We start from the raw sequence: 20,382 nt of genomic DNA on the forward strand, positions 1-20,382 counted from the left end.
TATGGAGAAGCAGTTAGAAAATTTTACAGAACCAGAAATAAATACTCCGGACATTCTGCCGGTGTTACCATTAAGGGATGTTGTTGTTTTCCCCTATTTCTTAATTCCTTTATCTGTTGGAAGGCCTGCCTCAATAGAAGCTGTAAATGCTGCACTTGAAGGACAGAGGTTTATATTTCTTGCAACCCAGAAAAATCCTGAAATTGAAGAGCCTACCATAGACCAGTTGTACCCGATAGGAACTGTTGCAGTGATAATAAAAATGCTTAAAATGCCTGACGGGACACTGAGAATACTGGTTCAGGGAATTCACAGGGCAAAGATTAAAAGTTTAAACGACGGAAAGCCTTATTACAAAGCCGCAATTGAAAGGGTTAACGACAAGGTAATTGAGAAGGATGTCAGGGTTGAAGCCTTAATGAGAACAGTTCTTGAACAGTTTGAAAAGGCAGTAAAATTAGGAAAAACAGTCCCCCCTGAGTTTTTAAGCCTTATCGCAACAATTGAAGAACCGGGGAAACTATCAGATTTTATAACAAATCACCTTAATCTTAAAATTGAAGAACAGATTGAATTGCTTGAGGAAACAAACCCTATTAAAAGGCTTGAAAAAATAAACAATTACCTTGCAAAGGAAATTGCAGTCCTTGAGTTGCAGCAAAAAATCACCCTTGAAGCAAAGGATGAAATTGATAAATCCCAGAGAGAATACTTTTTAAGGCAACAATTAAAAGCCATTCTCCATGAATTAGGCGAATCAGAAGACTTTGAACAGGAATTAGAAGAATACAGGGAAAAATTAAAAAAGACCCCTTTAAACGAGGAAGCAAGGAAGGAAGCTGAAAAACAGATTAAAAGGCTTGCAAGAATGCACGGTGATTCTGCCGAGGCAAGCGTTGTTAGAACATACCTTGACTGGCTGTTTGACCTACCATGGGGGAAATTTACTGAAGACAACCTTGATATTTTAAAGGCCAAAAAAATTCTGGACAAAGAGCATTACGGTTTAAAAGAGGTTAAAGAGAGAATTTTAGAATACCTTGCTGTGAGAAAAATAAAAAAGGATATGAAAGGCCCTATTCTTTGCTTTGTTGGACCTCCAGGAGTCGGGAAAACATCTTTAGGCCGCTCAATTGCAAATGCTTTAAATAGAAAGTTTATAAGAATGTCAATAGGCGGTGTTAAAGATGAAGCAGAAATCAGGGGGCATAGAAGAACCTATGTTGGTGCAATGCCTGGAAGAATTATTCAGGGGATAAAACAGGCAGGCACAATGAATCCTGTATTTATGCTTGATGAGGTGGACAAAATTGGCGCAGATTTCAGGGGAGACCCATCAAACGCATTGCTTGAGGCTTTAGACCCTGAACAGAACAATTCGTTCAGAGACCATTATCTTGGAGTGCCATTTGATTTATCCGGTGTTATGTTTATTACAACTGCAAACCAGTTAGACACAATTCAACCTGCTTTTTTAGACAGAATGGAGGTAATCCACATACCAGGTTACACGCTTGAGGAAAAGGTTGAAATTGCAAAAAGGCATTTAATCCCCAAACAGATGAAGGAAAACGGTGTACCAAAGGGTAAAATAAAAATTACTTCAGGGGCAATTAAAAAGATTGTTGAAGGCTACACAAGGGAAGCGGGAGTAAGAAATTTAGAGAGACTGATAAATAAATTGATTAGAAAAATCATCTTTAAAATGGTTGAAAACAACGAATTTGACAATCCTGAAATTAAATACGCAGTAAAAGCAAAAGATGTAAAAGAATTTTTAGGTGCAGAAAAAATACTTGAAGATAGAAGGCTGAAAGAAAACAGAATAGGAGTTGCAACAGGGTTGGCATGGACACCTTTTGGCGGAGATATTCTTTTCATAGAAACCTCAGTTATGAGGGGAAATGGAAGGCTTATTTTAACCGGGCAATTAGGGGATGTAATGAAAGAGTCTGCACAGGCTGCTTTAAGCTATTTAAGGGCTAATGAAAAGAAATACGGCTTAGAAGAATTCCCCTTTGATAAAAAAGATATTCATATCCATGTCCCCGCAGGGGCAATACCTAAAGACGGGCCATCTGCTGGAATTACACTTGCAACCTCTCTCTTATCAGCCTTAACCGAAAGGGAAGTTAAGGCAAGTGTTGCTATGACAGGAGAAATCACTTTAAGGGGAGATGTACTTGCCGTTGGTGGTCTTAAAGAGAAAATACTTGCTGCAAAGAGGGCGGGTATTGTTGACATTATTGCACCTAAAGAAAACAGGAATGAGATTGAAGAGATTGAGCCTCAATACCTTGAAGGCTTAAAAATACACTATGTAAAGAATGTTGATGAAGTCTTTAAGCTTGCATTGGTAAAATAGGGGGGATTATTCCCCCTTTATCCCTATAAAATTCACATTTCTGAATTCTGTTTTATTTTTTCTGTAAGAATGAAAGTAATTGTGGTGCATTGTGCAATATGGGGAAATAGAAATACTCTCTTCTTTTAAACCTGAAGACAGAAGTTTGTTAAAGGCGCATAACTTTAAATTTAGAAGGAATTTATTTTTTCCCCTTTTTAAAAATTTTTCCGAAAAATGCTTTGCAACATCCTCCCCCACTTCATAACAGTTACCGCAAATAGAAACACCAATAATTGCCTTTAATCTTTTGGAATTTACCCCTCTTTTTGTAATCTCTTCAAAAAAGTTTTCAAAGATATTGTTAACAAATCCTCTCCAGCCTGCGTGAATTATACCTGCAAAATTATCAGAATAGATGTAAACAGGCACACAATCTGCAGTAAAAACTGAAAGCATTATCCCTTTTTCAAATGTAAACAGTGCATCTCCATCTATTCCTTTAACAGGTTCATTTACCTCAACAACCTTTCCAGAGTGAATTTGATTAAGGTATGAAAAATCATTAAAACCTACAAAATCTTTTATCTTTTCAGCAAGAACAATCTTTTTTTCTTCTGTTTTAAAACTAACCCCTGCAAGAATATTTCTCTCATTAACAGGAAAAACCATAACTTTCATTTTTTAATAACCCTTTATTTAAACTCAATGTATTTTTCAAGAAAAGAATCAAGGTCAACATAGTTTATAAAAGCCATTAAGCCTATCCTTTTTTTTCTACAAAAGGCAAAAATACAATAAATTTAGCCCATTTATCTCTTTCACTTTCTACCGTAATATTCCCGTTATGTCTCTCCACTATCCTTGATACAATTGACAAACCTAATCCAACTCCTTCAACCTTGCCAGAGTTTTCCCTATCTCTGAAAAATCTTTTAAAAATCTTTTCTATTTTACTCTTATCAATACCAACACCTGTGTTAAAAACAGAAAATTCTACACCATTTTTTACTTTTCTACCTTCAAATTTTATTAAACCATCTTTCTCATTATTAAACTTTATAGCATTGGAAATAAGGTTAATAAAAACATAGGGGAGTAAATCAACATCTGCACAAACTAATAATTTTCTATGGCAATTTATCTCAATTTTAATTCCCTTTCTTTCAATTTCATCTTTGAATCTCTGGATAATATCCATGAACATCCTGCATATATCAACTGCGACAGGCTCTATCTTATACTCTGAATCAACCCTGGTCATTACAAGAATATTATCAAATAACTGGCTTAATATCTTTCCGTTTCTCTGAATTGTATTTACTATTTTATGGTACAACTCTTTATTCTCTTTCACCTCTGGTTTAGTTAAAAGCTCTGAGTAGGAAATTATTTTTGTCATAGGTGTTCTAATCTCGTGTGCAATAAGATCAAGCACCTCACTCTTATAAGTATTAGCTTTTTTAAGTTTTAAACTCTTTAACTCCAATTCTTTTATAACCCTGTCATATTTTTCCGATAATGCTTTAATTTCCTCTTTTAGTTTTTCCTCACTTTTAGCAAGTTTCCCTACCATTGAGTTAAAACTATTTGACAGATCTCCTATCTCATTGTCATAGTTAATATTAACTTTTACATTGAAGTTTCCTGACTCAATTTCTTTTGCTGCATCCTTAATTAAAAGAACAGGTTTTATAACATAAAAATAAACAAGAAGAATTATAGAGAAAATTACTGCTATATAGAGCAAGGTTATCGAAGAAGTCAGAAAAAAACTGCTTTTGTAAACATAATTTTCTAAATCCTCAACTGGTATTGTAATTGATATTCCACCTCTGAAATCACCTACTTTATAACCTTGATAACTATGGCACTTTAAACAGGTTTTCTTTATATACAAAGGCGCCATATACCTGAAAAAAACCTTTCCACTTTTATCTGTTTTAAAAGAATAAACCTCTTTGCTACCTTTTTTAAAAAAAGCAATCGCTTTTTTTTCAAATTCATCAGGTTTGTTTTCTGGATTTATTAATTTATCACTTGTTATGTGGAAAGAGAAATTAGAGTAATTGTTTGCATAATTGGATAATTCCTTGGTTACAATTGCAGGGACAGGCTTTACCTCATCTCTTCTGTCTGCAACCCATTGTCTTGTCAAAACAAGCATATTAAATAAGGTTTTTGCCCTTGTTTTTGCAATATTTAAAAGCATTTCCTCCTGAAAATTTTTGAAAATAGAAAATAGAAAGATTGAAAGCACCAGAATTATTACTGAAAGAAAAACTGTTAATCTTAAAATTAATTTCATTTTTTTGCCCTGTAACCTACACCTGGTATTGTCTGAATATATACAGGATTTGCAGGATTGTCTTCAATCTTTTTTCTTAAATGGTTTATGTGTACATCAATAGCCCTTGACCATCTATAAAGGGATTTTTCTCCCCAAAGAGTCTCAACAATATCTTCCCTCTGAAAAGTTTTCCCTCTGTTTTTGGCAAAAAACAATATTAGATCAAACTCTTTTGGGGTAAGAGCAATTTCTTTTCCTTTTTTCAAAACTTTTCTTCCCAAAGGATTTATTTCAAGCTCCCCCCATCGGATTCTTTTTTGCAAATCTTCCTTATTCTCAGACAGAAATCTCTTTTTGCTCCTTCTTAAAACACTTTTTATTCTGGCAACCAACTCAACAGTTTCAAAAGGTTTTACAATATAATCATCCGCCCCATATTCAAGACAAAGCACCTTTGTTGCAACATTATCTTTTGCAGAAACAACAATAACCGGAATATCATAGTTTTCGCAGACAAATTTGCACAAATGCTCACCGTCAATATCAGGAAGCCCTAAATCAAGTAATATCAAACTATATTTTTCTCTTTCAAGCATATTTTTAAAGTCAATGCCTCTTTCCGCAATATCGATTTCAAAACCTTCCATCGTTAAAATAAGGTTAAAAATCTCCAACAACTCTTTATCATCTTCACATATAAGAATCTTCACTTTTTCCATACAGTAAAATTTATCATTAAAAAAAAGTAATGTAAAGATAGCTTAACAAAATTTACACACTTTAACACCCTATTTACATAATTAACTTTAAACTTAAATTAACGGAAAGGAGGTGAGTTTATTTTGGATGAAAAAAAAGGGTTAATAAAAAAAATTAAATCATTTTTTAAAGACAGGATCTTTGTAAAAGGATTAATTGTGGGGGTTATATTTGCCACCGTTTTCATAATCTTTCAAATAGGAATAATTGAACACACCTCAACACCTGAATTCTGTGCCAGTTGTCATTCAATGGAAGTTTTTCATGTAGCATGGGAAGAGGGGGTACACGGTACAGGGAAAAAAGGTATTGTTGTGGCAAGGTGCGTTGACTGTCATCTTCCCCACGACAATTTAGTGCATTATCTATGGGCTAAAGGTGTTTCTGGTACAAAGGATACTGTTGCCACAATATTCGGTTACCAGCCTGACTGGATCAAAAACCTTGAAAGAAGGGAAGAGTTTACCTATGAGTCAGGTTGCAAAAAGTGCCATGTAAATTTAGTTGCTCCGGGAATTCCCATCAAAGCATTTAAAGCCCACAGACAGTATGAATTAGGGGAGACAAATAAAACCTGTATATCCTGCCATCAGGATGTGGGGCACGGTGACTTAAAACTTAAACTCTCAAATAAAATTGTTAACAAGGAGGCTTTATGAGAAAAGGTGTCTTAATTCTGGTATTATTCGCATTTACTGCCCTTTTTGCCTACGGGGAGAATAATGCGACAAAAGGTAACAACTATCCAAACCTTTCAAAAGCGGATCTAAAAATTAAGAGAGGTTATTCAAAAGAAGCGTTGAAGTGTATTCAATGCCACTCTGAAAAGACACCAGGGATAGTTGCAGACTGGAAAGACGGAAGAATGGCTCATGCAGGGGTTTCCTGTTATGACTGCCATGTTGTTAAAAAGTCAAACCCCATGGCATCTCAATGTCCTGGAGTTAAGGGGACAAACATTTACATCTCTCCAATGGTGTCATCAAAAACCTGTCAAAAATGCCATCCAACTGAAGTTGAACAATTCCTTAAAAGTGGACATGCCAAATTAGCCGCTGCTCCAGTGGTTGACAAAGCAAAGTTTCAAAAACTTATGTACCATTTTGAAGGTGGAGAATTTATGGGTGTAAAAAAGGGAATAGGGAAAAATACTGCTACAAGGCGTTCCGGCTGTCAGATGTGCCACGGAACAAAGGTTGAGGTTAAAAACGGAAAACCAATAAACGGCACATGGCCTGCCGGTGTAGGAACAAGATACCCTGATGGAGGCATAGGAAACTGCTCTGTTTGCCATACAAGGCACAGATTCTCCATTGAAGAGGCAAGGAAGCCAGAAGCGTGCGCATCCTGCCACTTAGGCCCCGACCATCCAAATATAGAGATTTATCTCGAGAGCAAGCACGGTCAGATGTATTTAACAGATGGTGAAAAGTGGAATTGGGATTCAGCCCCTGATGCGTGGGAGCCTGGAGATTATAGAGCACCAACATGTGCAACCTGCCATATGAGCGGAATTGGAGAGTTAAGCACAACTCACAATGTTAACGAAAGGTTGCACTGGGATTTGATGCATAAAAAGAGTGTTGTAAGAAGCGGAGAAAGAGGAAACGGGAAAAAAGGAAGACCTTTAATGAAAAAGGTTTGTCAGAATTGCCACTCAAAAACTCAGACAGATGCAACATTTGAAACTCTTGATGATTCAGTTGCTCTTTACAATGAATATTTTGAAAAAGCAGATAAAATGTTAAAAGACTTAAAGGCAAAAGGCTTACTTAAAAAAGACCCATGGTCAGATTCTTTCCAGGAACTTTACTACTTCTTATGGCACCATGTTGGAAGAAGGGCAAGAATGGGAGCAGCAATGAATGGGCCTGATTACGCCCACTGGCATGGATTCTTCCAGTTATTCCAGGTATTCAAAGATATGCAGGAGATTTATAATTACAGAATTAAGCATAACAAGATTGAAGAAGTTTCATTTGTAATGTCAAGTGCACCTTTATGATACCGTAAAAAGGGGGGAATCCCCCCTTTTTTATTTAAAAAAAATCAAGGAGGAAGCCAGAAATGAAAAAATACCTATTATCCATTATTTCAATTTTATTAATGTTTACATTTATTCCCGCATTTGCAGGTGGTTTTCTTGACTCAATAAAAGACGGCAAGGCAACACTTGAACTAAGGTTCAGTTTTGAATACTCAGATTTAGACGACCCTGCAGATTTAGACAGTGCAAAAGGGCTTAACTTACGAACAAGATTAGGCTTTAAAACAGCAGATTACAACGGTTTTTCAATGTTTTTACAGATGCACAACCTTTCTCAAATAGTTGATGATTACAGATGGCCTGGCGGTGGAGACCCAGCATACGATGTTATTGCTGACCCTGATGGCTCAAGGGTGCATCAATTCTTTTTCACCTACAAATTTAACAATATTTTCTCAATTAAAGCTGGAAGACAGGAGATTATTTTTGATGACGCAAGGTTAATAGGCAATGTAGGCTGGAGGCAGAATGGCCAGTCTTTTGACGGAGCGGTACTTGCTGTAAATACTGATAGAAATAATTTAAGTTTCGCATACATTTACAGGGTAAATACAATTCTTCTAACCCATGTTGATCTTGATGGGCTTTATGCAGTACACGATACATTTAAGGTTAACAAAAATATGAAGATTACAGCATTTGCCTACCTGCTTGACACAGAAAGCGACTCCCCTGATTCAAGAGACAGTGGCACATACGGATTAAGGTTTTTAGGTTCAATCAACAATTTCAACTACGACTTAACATACGCTATCCAGAATGATTTTGCTGATGGTGAAAATCATGGCGGAGATATGGTTAACGCCTTTATTGAATACAAGTTTGAAAATTTTGCACTTGGAGTAGGTTGCAATTTAATCTCTGGACAGGATGGAAACGACAGGCCATTTGACACCCTTTTCTCAACCGCCCATAAGTTTAATGGTTGGGCAGACCAGTTTTTAGGAACAAATGGTGGAAAGCTTGTTAATGGACTTGACGATTACTTTGTCCAGTTTTCAACAAAAATCTATCAACACAAACTTGTAATTGTTTACCACAGCTTTGATACAAATGAAAATGTAACATATGGGGAAAAGTACGGAGATGAACTTGACATTCTGGTTGTTAGAAAAATCAATAAAAATTTAAGTTGCCTTGCTAAAGCTGCATTTTACAATGCAAAAAATTACGAAAATAACCCGACACTGGATGAAAAAGTTGTCTGGTTCAGGGTGATGTATAAGTTTTAACAATCCACAATTATTTTTTCACATAGGCGGGGGTTACCCGCCTTTTTTGTTTTCCGAAAACACAAAAAAGAAAATCTTCGTATAAAATAAAGTAAGTTTTTTTAGGAGGGAAAAATGAATGAAGGATATGTTTGTCCAAAATGCGGAAACAGGGAATACAAAAAGGGTGAAATGAGAGCAACAGGCGGCTTTTTCAGTAAAATTTTTGATGTACAAAATAAAAGGTTTACAACCATCAGTTGTACAGTTTGCGGGTACACTGAATTTTACGCAAAAGATTCAAGCACTCTGGGCAATATTTTCGACTTCTTTACAAATTAATTTGTTGGAAAATTTTTCCTTAATCTAAAATCCAGCATTCAAAATTCAAAATTTTTTATTAGAAGATGTTAGATTTTGGTTGATGAATTATGGATTAAGGTAAAAATCCTTTTATTTAAAGAAATCATGCCTCAATCCAGAATCCAACATCAAGAATCCAAAATTCTATGTAATAGGATTGTCTTTCGCAAAAATCTTAAGCCTCTCTTCAAGTATGGGCATTTCCTCCATTTGAATAAGGGAAGTGCAGGCCCTTATTCCCTCTTTTCTCTCGCTTCCTGCAATTATCAGAGAAATTGCACTTATTCCGTGAATTAACAACTCTTCAAGTAACTTTTCAGCATCCATCCCAGGATAGGACAGGGTAAAGTAAAATCCATCAGCAATAGGCTTGTCAAGATCTTTATCGTAAACAATTTTAAATCCGTACTTTGTAAACAACTTTTTCATAATCTTTGCCTTTTCTCCATAAGGCTTAACATATTCAACAAAGTTTACCCTGCCGTCGTTTGCCGCTTTAAGCATTGCAGCAAGTGCATACTGTGCCGAGTGAGAGGTGCCTGAAGAAAGGGAGTAAACAGCACCGAAAATTAAAGCATCTCCTAATTTTTCTGAAGTGTAATACCTTAAAAGCCCTTTTTCCCTTCTATCCCACAACTTGTCTGAAACAACAATCATTGCAATTCTCTCCCCTGCATAGGAGAAAAACTTTGAAGAAGAGATAAGAAGCACATAGTTATCTGTATACTTTGCAACTGTTGGCTGATATGGAGGTTCTCCAGGCTTTGAGTAATCTTTTCTGAAGTCCATTCCAAAATATGCAAGGTCTTCAATAACAATAACATCGTATTCATTTGCAAGCCTGCCAATAATTTCAAGCTCTTCCTCTGTAAATGTAATCCAGGTTGGATTGTTTGGATTTGAATACAAAATTGAGGAAACCTTCCCGGTATCAAGGAATTCCCTCAACTTTGCCTCTAACTTTTTCCCCCTGTAATTGTAAACATCAAAACTCATATAATCGTGGCCTAAAACCTTGCACTGCTGTTTTTGAACTGGAAACCCCGGGTCAATGAAAAGCGTGCCTTCCCTGTCCGGCCACATCCTGTTTATTGTCATAAAGCAAACAAAAGCCCCCATCATTGAACCAACAGTTGGAACGCAATGCTCAGCGTCAACATCTATGTTTAAGAAAAGTTTTACAAACCTTGAAATCTCTCTTTTTAATTCAGGAACACCCTGAATATCTGGATAGATTGCAGCAACCCCTTTTTTTAAAGCATCAATCTGTGCTTCAACCCCTTCTTTCAAAGGTGGAAGGCCTGGAATTCCCATTTCCATTCTTATAAACTTTTCTCCAGTATCCCTTTCAAGTATGTCTGCAAGCTTTTTTATTTCCCTGATTGAAGCGGTTGAAAGGCTGTTTATTGAACTTTCACTTAATCTTTTTTTAAAAAGTTCTCTATCAATTGGTATAGCCACAATCTCCTCCCCTTACTTTTTTCAAAAACCCATTCTTTTTTTAACACAAAATTATTATTTTTAAAGGAAAAGTTTATTTTTAGAGTAAATTATCCCTCAAATCCCAACTCTTTAGCACACTCTGTTAAAGCTGTAATAACATTTTGAATGTGCTCCTCAAGGGGGATTCCCAATTCCTCTGCCCCCTGTTTTATTTCATCCCTGTTTACCTGTCTTGCGAAAGCCTTATCCTTCATCTTCTTTTTAACCGATTTAACCTTTACATCACCAATAAGTTTTGAAGGCCTTACAAGGGCAACTGCAATTACAAAACCGCTTAATTCATCAACAGCAAAGAGTGTTTTTGCCATTAAAGTTTTTCTTTCAACCCCTGTGTATGACGCATGGCCTAAAACAGCCTCAACAAACTCTTTGTCAAACCCCTCTTTTTCAAGTATCTCTGCTCCTCGATACGGATGGTTTTCTGCGTCAGGGTATTTTTCATAATCAAAATCGTGTAATAATCCGCAGGCATACCACCTGTCTTCATCTTCCCCAAACTTTCTTGCATACCATTTCATTGAACAGGCAACCGCTTTAAGATGCTTTTTCAATGAATCGCTTTTTACATACTCATTTACAAGTTTTTCAGCCTTTTCAACTATGTTTTCCATTTTACCCCCCTATTCAACAGGCTCAAACTTTGCTGTAAAGTGCCTTAAAAATGGAGGCTCCCAGGTAATCTTCATCCCCTTTGCATTCTCTCTGTCTTTAAAGGTTTCAATAATCTTTTCAATAGCGTAATCAAAATGGCTTTGGGTATAAACCCTTCTTGGAAAGGCAAGCCTTACCAATTCCATTGGTGCTGGAATCTCCTCTCCAGTTTCTTTATCCTTTTTCCCAAACATTACGCTGCCAATCTCCACACCCCTAATACCGCCTTTTTTATACAATTCGCAAACAAGAGTCTGGCCTGGAAACTGTGACGGTGGAATGTGAGGATAAAATGCCTTTGCGTCAATGTAAACAGCGTGTCCCCCTGTTGGCCTTATTATGCTTATTCCTGCATCAAGCAATCTCTCACCCATATACTCTGCAGTTCTCAGCCTGTATTTCAGATAATCCTCGTTTAAAACCTCTTCAAGACCAACTGCAAGTGCTTCAAGGTCTCTACCTGCGAGCCCACCGTAGGAAGGAAAGCCTTCGGTTAGTATAAGCAAAGTCCTTGCTTTCATTGCAAGTTCATCGTCATTCATTGCAAGAAAACCGCCTATATTTACAAGCCCGTCCTTCTTTGCACTCATTGTGCATCCGTCTGCATAAGAGAAAATCTCCTGAGCAATTTCAAGGACTGATTTATTTTCATACCCTTTTTCCCTTAACTTGATAAAGTATGCGTTTTCAGCGAAACGGCAGGCGTCTATGAAGAACGGCATATTATATTTGTGGAGAAGCCTTGATACCTCTCTAATATTTTCCATTGAAACAGGCTGGCCACCACCTGAGTTATTTGTAATTGTAACCATTCCAAGGGGGATTCTGTCGTGGTATTTTTCAAGCAACTCTTCTAACTTTTCTAAATCCATATTGCCTTTAAATGGATGCTCCAATTCTGGAATTTTCCCCTCAGGTATTACTAAGTCAACTGCTTCTGCATCGTTGAACTCAATATTCGCCCTTGTTGTATCAAAGTGGGTATTGTTGGGAACAATATCTCCCTTTTGCACCATAATTGAAAAAAGAATTCTCTCTGCAGCCCTTCCCTGATGTGTGGGGATTATGTGCTTAAAACCTGTTATTTTTTTTACAACTGATTCAAACCTGAAAAAGCTTCTGCTTCCCGCATAGGACTCATCCCCCTGCATTAAAGCACCCCATTGCCTGTCACTCATTGCCCCTGTACCGGAGTCTGTAAGAAAATCTATCAATATATCGTCTGACTTAATTAAAAAAGGATTATAGTGCGCATTCTTTAATATCTCAACCCTCTCTTCCTCTGTTGTCTGTCTTATTGGTTCAACAACCTTAATTCTGAAAGGCTCAATTATAATGCTCATTCAATTTCCCCCCTATTTTTCTTTTTTGCGTATCGGTACTGTTTTACAAAATCCTTAATTCTGTAATAAAGGTGTGTTTCAGTCAGTTTTAACTCGTCCAGCAACTCTTCCGGGCTTCCCTGATGAACAATTCTGTCTGGAATTCCAAGCCTTAAAGCAGGCACAAGAATGTTGTTATCCTGAAGCAATTCAAGAACCGCACTCCCAAAACCGCCATTTAAAATTCCCTCTTCTGCTGTTACAACCACTCCACACTCTTCGGCAGATTTTAAAATCTCGCTTTCATCAAGTGGCTTAATAAACCTTGCGTCAACAACTTTTACAAATATGCCGTCCTGTTCAAGTTTATCTGCAACCCTCTTTGCCTTCCATACCATTGAGCCAATAGCAAAGATAACCGCATCATCTCCATCTTTTAAAACCCTGCTTTTTCCTATCTTTATCTCTTTTAATTCTTTATCTAAATTAACTCCCTCTGCACTTCCCCTCGGATACCTGATTGAACAGGGGAAGGAAAGCTTGCTTGCTGTATAAAGCATATGTCTTAATTCATTTTCATCTGCTGGTGCCATCATAACAATATTTGGTAAAGGCCTTAAATAGGCAATATCATAAAGCCCGTGGTGTGTTTCCCCGTCAGCGCCAACAACACCACCTCTATCCATACAGAAAACAACAGGAAGGTTCATTAAGCAAACATCGTGTATCACCTGGTCGTAAGCCCTTTGCAAAAATGTTGAGTAAATTGCAACAAACGGCTTTTTACCTTTAATTGCAAGCCCCCCTGCCATTGTTACAGCGTGTTGCTCTGCAATTCCAACATCAAAAAACCTTTCAGGGAATTTTTTTGCAAATTCAGTTAAGCCTGTGCCAGAGGGCATTGCAGCAGTAATTGCCACTATATCTGGATTTTTTTCAGCAAGCTCAATAATTGTTTTTCCAAAAACAGAAGTGTAGCTTGGAGTACCCTTTGATGATTTGTAAACCTCACCAGTCTCCCTGTCAAAGGGGGAAATACCGTGCCATTTTTCAGGCATCTTTTCAGAAAACTTATACCCTTTCCCCTTTTTTGTTTTTATGTGAATTAAAACAGGGTCGTCGTAATCTTTATACTTTTCAAAAACCTCAATTAATTTTTCAATATCGTGTCCGTCAACAGGCCCAACATACTTAAAACCCAACTCTTCAAAAAGCATTCCAGGAACAAAAAGCCTCTTTATTGTCTCTTCCATCCCCTTTGCCATCTTAATCATTGGAGTGCCTATTGTCCCCATTGACTTTAAAATGTGTTCAATCCTGTCTCTCATCCTCTTGTAAAACTGGCCTGAAAGAATCTGGTTAAGGTATCCGTTTAAAGCGCCAACATTAGGGGCAATAGACATATCATTGTCGTTTAAAATAACCATCATCTTTTTCTTTAAATGCCCTGCCTGATTCATTCCTTCAAAAGCAAGCCCTGCAGTTAGAGAGCCATCCCCTATAAATGCAATAACCTGATAATCTTCATTGTTTAAATCCCTTGCAATAGCCATTCCAAGGGCGGCAGAAATAGAGGTTGAAGAATGTCCTGTATTAAAATGGTCGTACTCGCTTTCTGTAATCTTTGGAAAACCGGAAAGCCCGTTAAACTTCCTTAAAGTATGAAATCTATCTTTTCTCCCGGTTAATATTTTATGAACATAAGCCTGATGCCCCACATCCCAGACAATTCTGTCTTTCTTAAAATCAAAAACATAGTGAAGGGCAATGGTTGCTTCAACAACCCCTAAAGATGATGCAAGATGCCCCCCTGTTTTTGAAACAGAGTCAATTATAAACTCCCTTATCTCCTTTGCCAGAGTTTCAAGCTCTTTCTTATCAATCTTTTTTAAATCATAAGGAGAATTTATCCTCTCAATGTAAGCCATAGCACACTCCAGAAATGTTTTTTCATTCCTATAATATCACAATAAAATTTAAATTGTATTTGCAAAGCGTTATAACTAAAACAGGATAAAATCTGTTTTCATTGTGAGTTTAATAAAGTAAAAGGGGACGGAATTAAAAATAATTTTTACCAAAAGGTAGGCGTAATTAGATGCCAGAATTCGGCAGGCATCCGTCCCCCCAATTAATTTAATTTTAACACTATAATAAAACAAAGCAAAAAAACTCTACTGTAAAATTTTTGGAACAATTAAATACACATAAATATAATAACCGCCTACTCCAACAAAAATAACCCCTGTTGCTCTCCGAAACCATTTTTCAAGCTGTGTTATTTTATTAAACGCCTTGCCAACACTCTTTGCCCCAAAAGCAATGCCTATTGCAAAAATAAGAACAGGCAGAGCCGTCCCTATTCCAAATGCTGCGGGAAAAATAACTCCTGAGTTAAATTTTGCTGCAAGGGGAATAAGGCTTCCAAAAAACAACGCCGCAGAAATTGGACAAAACGACAATGCAAAAAGTGCACCTAAAAGTAATGCCCCTATTCTTCCCATTTTCACAAGTTTTTTAGAGGATTTTTGAAGAAAATCCCCACCAAATGCAGGAAGAGAAATTATGTCCAGTAATAAAAATCCGGCAAAAATTAGGATAAAACCCAACACCTCATTTATACGCTGTTGCAAAAAGGTCGCCACATCAAAAACTGCAAGAATGCTTGAAACAAGGAGAACCCCAAGTACTGTATAGCTTATTGTACGGCCAAGTGTGTAAAGTAAACCGTTAATTGCTGTTTTAATCGGGGAATCTATATCCTGGCTGATATATGATACTGCAGCAATATTGGTAGCAAGGGGACAGGGGCTAATTGATGTTAGAATCCCAAACCAGAAAGCAGTTGCAACTGCTACAACCATACTGCTAATCATTAACTCATTCCTTCATAAAGTTTTTTACAGAGTTAACTATATAGTTTTCAAACTCATAAGGCTCATAGACAACTTGCCATACCTTTTGAAGGATTTTATACCTTACAACCTTTCCATTCTTAATTTTGGCTAATACAAGGGATTTTGTATAAAGCTTGAACTCCTTGATAAAATGCTTATTTTCAGGCTTATCCACATCAACTGGCTTCCAGGCAAGAACACCTTTTTTCAATTCTTTTTTAAAATGCTCTTTAACCACAAAATCTGCATTTGCCTCAATTGCCTTACAGGTGGAACACCTTGGATAAGAGTAAAAATAATATAAAACAAATGAGTGCTTTTTCACAGAAGATGAAGCACCCTTTATAGTACCCTTAGCTAAAGCAAAAGAGAAAGCTGTTAAAACAACCATAACCATTACAAAAATCTTTTTCATATTAAACTCCCGTTTCTTTTAGAACTTCCTGAATTTTTTTAACCATAGGCACATGCCCAACAAATTTCACCTCACCATTAACCACAAGCGCGGGAGTCATCATAACACCGTGACTCATAATTTCCCGAATATCTGTAACCTTTTTTAACTCATAGGGGATGCCCAACTCCTCAACCGCTTTAATAGCCCTCTCTTCTAAAAGGCGACATTTAGGACATCCTGTCCCTAAAACTTTTAACTCAATCATTTAAAACCTCCTGCTTATAATTTCTTTTTACCTGCAAATAAACTTAGATTAAGCCTTTTATTTACAAATTTTCAAACAAACATTCCAAACAATATACCGCTAATGGTTGCCATAACAACCACAATTGCAACAAACACAATTGTTTTTTTGGTACCTAACACACTTCTTATTACCAGCATATTTGGCAAAGACAATGCCGGCCCTGCAAGAAGCAAAGCCAATGCAGGCCCATTACCCATACCACTGCCAAGTAACCCCTGTAAAATAGGCACCTCAGTTAATGTTGCAAAATACATAAAGGCACCTACCACCGATGAAAACAAATTAGCAGTTAAAGAGTTTCCGCCAACCAGAGAAGACACCCATGTTGAAGGAATTATCCCCTCATGACCTGGACGGCCAAAAGCAAAACCAGCAATTAAAACACCAATCAACAGCAAAGGCAAAATCTGTTTAGCAAAAGTCCATGTAGAATTAATCCATTCCTTCATTTCACCCTCAGTTGTCATAGCTGAGATAGTTACTCCTACTGTTGCAACAACAAAAATCCATGCATACTGATCAGGGAAAAGAAGCCAGGCAATTACTGTTAAAACACCTGTCAACAACAGCTTCCAGGCTTTGATACCAAACCAAACTGTTAAAATAACACCAAGAATCACAGCAAAAACAGAAGTAATTACCCACTTCCACACATAAAGGAAATGAAAAACACTGCTTGTATCATCAGCCTTTCCCCAGTTTGCAAAAACAAGAATTCCCACCATTGCAAAAAGAAGAGAGGCGTTATGCAACAACGGTCTTCCGCCGTCAGAATTAACATTCTTAACATGTGCCGCCTGCCTTTTCTCCTCACTATCTCTAAAGATAAAAGCCATAAGCCCACCAACAACCAGACTAAACAAAATTGCCCCTATCGCTCTTGCAATCCCTATTTTCATCCCCAAAACCTTTGCCGTAAGAACAATTGCAAGGATATTTATGGCTGGGCCTGAATAGAGAAATGCAGTTGCGGGACCAAGGCCTGCGCCCATGGTGTAAATTCCTGCAAACAATGGAAGGACTGTACAGGAACAAACGGCAAGAATTGTTCCTGAAACTGAGGCAACACCGTAGGAAGTTAATTTAGGGGCATCAGGTCCTAAATAACGCATTACTGAATCCTGACTTAGAAAAACTGAAATAGCGCCTGCAATAAAAAAAGCGGGAATCAAACAGAGAATGACATGCTCCCTTGCATACCATTTAGCAAGAGCCATTGCTTCGAAAACTGCATTATCAAACCTCGGATTGCCAACGGGAAGAAAATATAAAAAAAGAAAAGAAACTATTATTAGAATTAAAATTAACTTTTCAGACTTAAAACTCATTAAAAATCCTCCACATTATTCACTGATGATATTTTTTCTATCTGGTGACTTTCTTTATTATTAGTGGCAACCTTATGAACACACGAATAAAAATTTAAAATACATGGACTTTTTAACTGGTAGAAAACCATTAAACCCTTTTTCTCAGACTCCACAATTCCAACTTTCTTTAAAATAGAAAGATGCTTTGAAACGGTTGAAATATCTGCCCCAACCAACTCAGTTAAATCACAAACACACCGAGGCCCATCTCCTAACTCTAAAACAATAAGAGCCCTGCTTGGATGACCTAATGCCTTCATTACTTTTGCCATTTCTTCTGCCTTTGTTTTTTTAGAACCCATTACACCTCCCTTGCTTGGCAATATTACCAAATACTAATTTACTGTCAAGAAAAAAAATATAGAAATTAAACTGCCCCATCCTGAAAAAAGAGGAGACAAGCTATTTAATAAATTTTAGATTTTAGATTTTGGATTTTGAATGTTGGATTGAGGAAGGGATTCTTTAAATTAAAGTTTAACCTTAATCAAGAATTCAGAATTTAGAATTTAAAATCTTTTAAAAAAGGATTTTTACCTTTTTCATAAAATAAAAAAGCCTGGCAGCGACCTACTTTCCCACGACTAAACGCCGCAGTATCATCGGCCCTGAGGGGCTTAACTACCGTGTTCGGAATGGGTACGGGTGTGGCCCCCTCGGTATGGCTACCAGGCAATATCTTAAATCAAGAGAATGCAAAACAGGATTTATGGTCAAGCCAGTGGGATGATTAGTACCGGTCAGCTAAAGGTGTCACCACCCTTACACCTCCGGCCTATCAACCTCGTAGTCTCCAAGGTTCCTCATTGGGATACCTTATCTTGGGGCCGGCTTCCCGCTTAGATGCCTTCAGCGGTTATCCTGTGGTAGATAGCTACCCGGCATTGCCCCTGGCGGAACAACCGGTACACTAGCGCTACCCCCGACCCGGTCCTCTCGTACTAGGGTCAGGCCCCCTCAAGTATCCTACGCCCACAGCAGATAGGGACCGAACTGTCTCACGACGTTCTGAACCCAGCTCGCGTACCGCTTTAATCGGCGAACAGCCGAACCCTTGGGACCTGCTTCAGCCCCAGGATGCGATGAGCCGACATCGAGGTGCCAAACCTCCCCGTCGATGTGGACTCTTGGGGGAGATCAGCCTGTTATCCCCGGGGTACCTTTTATCCGTTGAGCGACGGCCCTTCCACTCGGAACCGCCGGATCACTAAGGCCGACTTTCGTCCCTGCTCGACCCGTCGGTCTCGCAGTCAGGCTGGCTTTTGCCTTTGCACTCTGCGGCTGGTTTCCAATCAGCCTGAGCCAACCTTCGCACGCCTCCGTTACGCTTTAGGAGGCGACCGCCCCAGTCAAACTACCCACCTGTCACTGTCCGGGGGGAGGATTCACTCCCCTCCGTTAGGTATCCAATACATCAAGGGTGGTATCTCAAGGGCGGCTCCACCGAGACTGGCGTCCCGGCTTCACAGCCTCCCACCTATCCTGCACATGATGTACCAGATACCAATACCAGGCTGTAGTAAAGGTCCACGGGGTCTTTCCGTCTTGCTGCGGGTAAGCGGCATCTTCACCGCTACTACAGTTTCACTGAGTCTCTGGCCGAGACAGTGCCCAGATCGTTACGCCATTCGTGCAGGTCGGAACTTACCCGACAAGGAATTTCGCTACCTTAGGACCGTTATAGTTACGGCCGCCGTTTACCGGGGCTTAGTTTCGGAGCTTCTCCCGACAAAGTCGAGATAACCCCTCCACGTAACCTTCCGGCACCGGGCAGGCGTCACACCCTATACGTCCTCTTACGAGTTCGCAGAGTGCTGTGTTTTTGCTAAACAGTCGCCTGGGCCTCTTCACTGCAACTCCTTTCGGCTCCACCTGCGTGAGGTTTCACCTACTTAGAGCACCCCTTCTCCCGAAGTTACGGGGCTAATTTGCCGAGTTCCTTAGCCAGAGTTTTCTCAAGCGCCTTAGGATTCTCTCCTCGCCTACCTGTGTCGGTTTGCGGTACGGTCACCTAATGCCTTACCTTAGAGGTTTTTCTCGGCAGCGGGGGATTTGCCACTTCGTCTATAAGCGACTCGTCATCACGCCTCAGGTCTATCCCGACGGATTTGCCTGCCGGGACACCCTACACGCTTGACCCCACTAATCCATCAGTGGGTAGGCATACCCTTCTGCGTCACCCCTTCGAAACATTAGGTGGTTCCGGAATTTTAACCGGATTCCCATCAGCTACGCCTTTCGGCCTCGCCTTAGGGGCCGACTAACCCTGCCCTGATTAACATTGGACAGGAAGCCTTAGGCTTACGGCGCCCGGGTTTTTCACCCGAGTTTTCGCTACTCGTGCCGGCAGAGTCACTACCCATACCTCCACCGTGTCTCACAACACGACTTCACAGGCCTAGGGTACGCTCCCCTACCTACCAACTTGCGTCGGTACCGTGGCTTCGGTGGTGTACTTGAGCCCCGTCCATTTTAGGCGCAGTGGCACTTGACCAGTGAGCTGTTACGCTTTCTTTAAAGGATGGCTGCTTCTAAGCCAACCTCCTGGTTGTCTTAGCACCACTACATCCTTTCCCACTTAGTACACTCTTCGGGACCTTAGCCAACGGTCTGGGTTCTTGCCCTCTCGACTACGAACCTTATCGCACGCAGTCTGACTCCCACATTGCAACCTTACGGCATTCGGAGTTTGGTTGGATTCGGTAGGCTGGTATGCCCCCTAGTCCATCCAGTATCTCTACCTCCGTAAGGCATCATGTGAGGCTAGCCCTAAAGCTATTTCGGGGAGAACGAGCTATAACCAGGTTTGATTGGCCTTTCACCCCTATCCTCACCTCATCCAAGCGGTTTTCAACCCACATTGGTTCGGGCCTCCATCCCGTGTCACCGGAACTTCACCCTGGACAAGGATAGATCACCTG

General features: G+C 39.0%; 17 protein-coding genes and 2 rRNA genes (1 of these 19 cut by a window edge). 5 read left to right on the top strand and 14 right to left on the bottom strand.

Annotated elements, in window-relative coordinates:
* Position 1 precedes the first annotated feature (1 nt).
* Entirely contained in the window at positions 2–2,365 is a 2,364-nt protein-coding gene (gene lon / locus TTHT_RS07375) for an endopeptidase La (protein ID WP_201327331.1), read from the top strand.
* Positions 2,366–2,371: 6 nt separating this feature from the next.
* Here the strand turns inward: lon and TTHT_RS07380 are convergent, their stop codons facing one another.
* From TTHT_RS07380 to TTHT_RS07390, 3 genes are all read right to left on the bottom strand, one after another.
* Entirely contained in the window at positions 2,372–3,025 is a 654-nt protein-coding gene (locus TTHT_RS07380; RefSeq protein WP_201327332.1) for a polyphenol oxidase family protein, read from the bottom strand.
* Between the two features lie 82 nt (positions 3,026–3,107).
* On the bottom strand, positions 3,108–4,652 hold the full coding sequence (locus tag TTHT_RS07385; protein ID WP_201327333.1) for a sensor histidine kinase: 1,545 nt from the start codon (positions 4,650–4,652) through the stop codon (positions 3,108–3,110).
* The gene (locus tag TTHT_RS07390; RefSeq protein WP_201327334.1) at positions 4,649–5,353 is read right to left on the bottom strand and encodes a response regulator transcription factor; all 705 of its coding nucleotides are present in this window, start codon (positions 5,351–5,353) and stop codon (positions 4,649–4,651) included. Before TTHT_RS07390 ends, TTHT_RS07385 begins: the two co-directional genes overlap by 4 nt.
* A 123-nt stretch (positions 5,354–5,476) precedes the next feature.
* On the opposite strand from TTHT_RS07390, the gene TTHT_RS07395 reads away from it, so the two are divergent.
* The 4 genes from TTHT_RS07395 to TTHT_RS07410 all read left to right on the top strand — a co-directional run bounded on the left by TTHT_RS07395 (position 5,477) and on the right by TTHT_RS07410 (position 8,993).
* On the top strand, positions 5,477–6,052 hold the full coding sequence (locus tag TTHT_RS07395) for a cytochrome c3 family protein (RefSeq protein ID WP_201327335.1): 576 nt from the start codon (positions 5,477–5,479) through the stop codon (positions 6,050–6,052).
* Positions 6,049–7,398: a multiheme c-type cytochrome gene (locus TTHT_RS07400; RefSeq protein ID WP_201327336.1), complete on the top strand. Its 1,350-nt coding sequence runs from the start codon at positions 6,049–6,051 to the stop codon at positions 7,396–7,398. The genes TTHT_RS07395 and TTHT_RS07400 overlap by 4 nt, the downstream gene beginning before the upstream one ends.
* A gap of 62 nt (positions 7,399–7,460) precedes the next feature.
* Positions 7,461–8,672 carry an alginate export family protein gene (locus tag TTHT_RS07405; RefSeq protein ID WP_201327337.1) on the top strand — a complete coding sequence of 404 codons (1,212 nt, stop codon included), beginning with the start codon at positions 7,461–7,463 and terminating at the stop codon, positions 8,670–8,672.
* Positions 8,673–8,786: 114 nt separating this feature from the next.
* Entirely contained in the window at positions 8,787–8,993 is a 207-nt protein-coding gene (locus TTHT_RS07410) for a zinc ribbon domain-containing protein (RefSeq protein WP_201327338.1), read from the top strand.
* Between the two features lie 165 nt (positions 8,994–9,158).
* On the opposite strand, the gene TTHT_RS07415 is transcribed toward TTHT_RS07410, so the two are convergent.
* The 11 genes from TTHT_RS07415 to TTHT_RS07465 form a co-directional block, all read right to left on the bottom strand.
* Positions 9,159–10,478: an aminotransferase class I/II-fold pyridoxal phosphate-dependent enzyme gene (locus TTHT_RS07415; protein ID WP_408033912.1), complete on the bottom strand. Its 1,320-nt coding sequence runs from the start codon at positions 10,476–10,478 to the stop codon at positions 9,159–9,161.
* A gap of 86 nt (positions 10,479–10,564) precedes the next feature.
* Entirely contained in the window at positions 10,565–11,128 is a 564-nt protein-coding gene (locus tag TTHT_RS07420) for an HDIG domain-containing metalloprotein (RefSeq protein ID WP_201327340.1), read from the bottom strand.
* A gap of 9 nt (positions 11,129–11,137) precedes the next feature.
* On the bottom strand, positions 11,138–12,511 hold the full coding sequence (locus tag TTHT_RS07425; protein WP_201327341.1) for a tryptophanase: 1,374 nt from the start codon (positions 12,509–12,511) through the stop codon (positions 11,138–11,140).
* Positions 12,508–14,418, bottom strand: coding sequence for a 1-deoxy-D-xylulose-5-phosphate synthase (dxs, locus tag TTHT_RS07430; RefSeq protein ID WP_201327342.1), 1,911 nt, complete (start codon positions 14,416–14,418; stop codon positions 12,508–12,510). Before dxs ends, TTHT_RS07425 begins: the two co-directional genes overlap by 4 nt.
* A gap of 246 nt (positions 14,419–14,664) precedes the next feature.
* The gene (locus tag TTHT_RS07435; RefSeq protein WP_201327343.1) at positions 14,665–15,366 is read right to left on the bottom strand and encodes an aromatic aminobenezylarsenical efflux permease ArsG family transporter; all 702 of its coding nucleotides are present in this window, start codon (positions 15,364–15,366) and stop codon (positions 14,665–14,667) included.
* 4 nt (positions 15,367–15,370) lie between these two features.
* Positions 15,371–15,802 (bottom strand): nitrophenyl compound nitroreductase subunit ArsF family protein, encoded by a 432-nt coding sequence (locus TTHT_RS07440; protein WP_201327344.1) that lies wholly within the window; start codon positions 15,800–15,802, stop codon positions 15,371–15,373.
* A 1-nt stretch (position 15,803) separates the two neighbouring features.
* Positions 15,804–16,049, bottom strand: coding sequence for a thioredoxin family protein (locus tag TTHT_RS07445; RefSeq protein WP_201327345.1), 246 nt, complete (start codon positions 16,047–16,049; stop codon positions 15,804–15,806).
* Positions 16,050–16,120: 71 nt separating this feature from the next.
* Positions 16,121–17,419: a permease gene (locus TTHT_RS07450; RefSeq protein WP_201327346.1), complete on the bottom strand. Its 1,299-nt coding sequence runs from the start codon at positions 17,417–17,419 to the stop codon at positions 16,121–16,123.
* Positions 17,419–17,763 (bottom strand): ArsR/SmtB family transcription factor, encoded by a 345-nt coding sequence (locus TTHT_RS07455; RefSeq protein ID WP_201327347.1) that lies wholly within the window; start codon positions 17,761–17,763, stop codon positions 17,419–17,421. Before TTHT_RS07455 ends, TTHT_RS07450 begins: the two co-directional genes overlap by 1 nt.
* Before the next feature lie 255 nt (positions 17,764–18,018).
* A 5S ribosomal RNA gene (gene rrf / locus TTHT_RS07460) occupies positions 18,019–18,134 on the bottom strand.
* Positions 18,135–18,170: 36 nt separating this feature from the next.
* Positions 18,171–20,382, bottom strand: a 23S ribosomal RNA gene (locus TTHT_RS07465) (it continues 1,043 nt past the right edge of the window).

Origin of the sequence: Thermotomaculum hydrothermale, from assembly GCF_016592575.1 — a bacterium.
Classification (GTDB): Bacteria; Acidobacteriota; Holophagae; order Thermotomaculales; family Thermotomaculaceae; genus Thermotomaculum; species Thermotomaculum hydrothermale.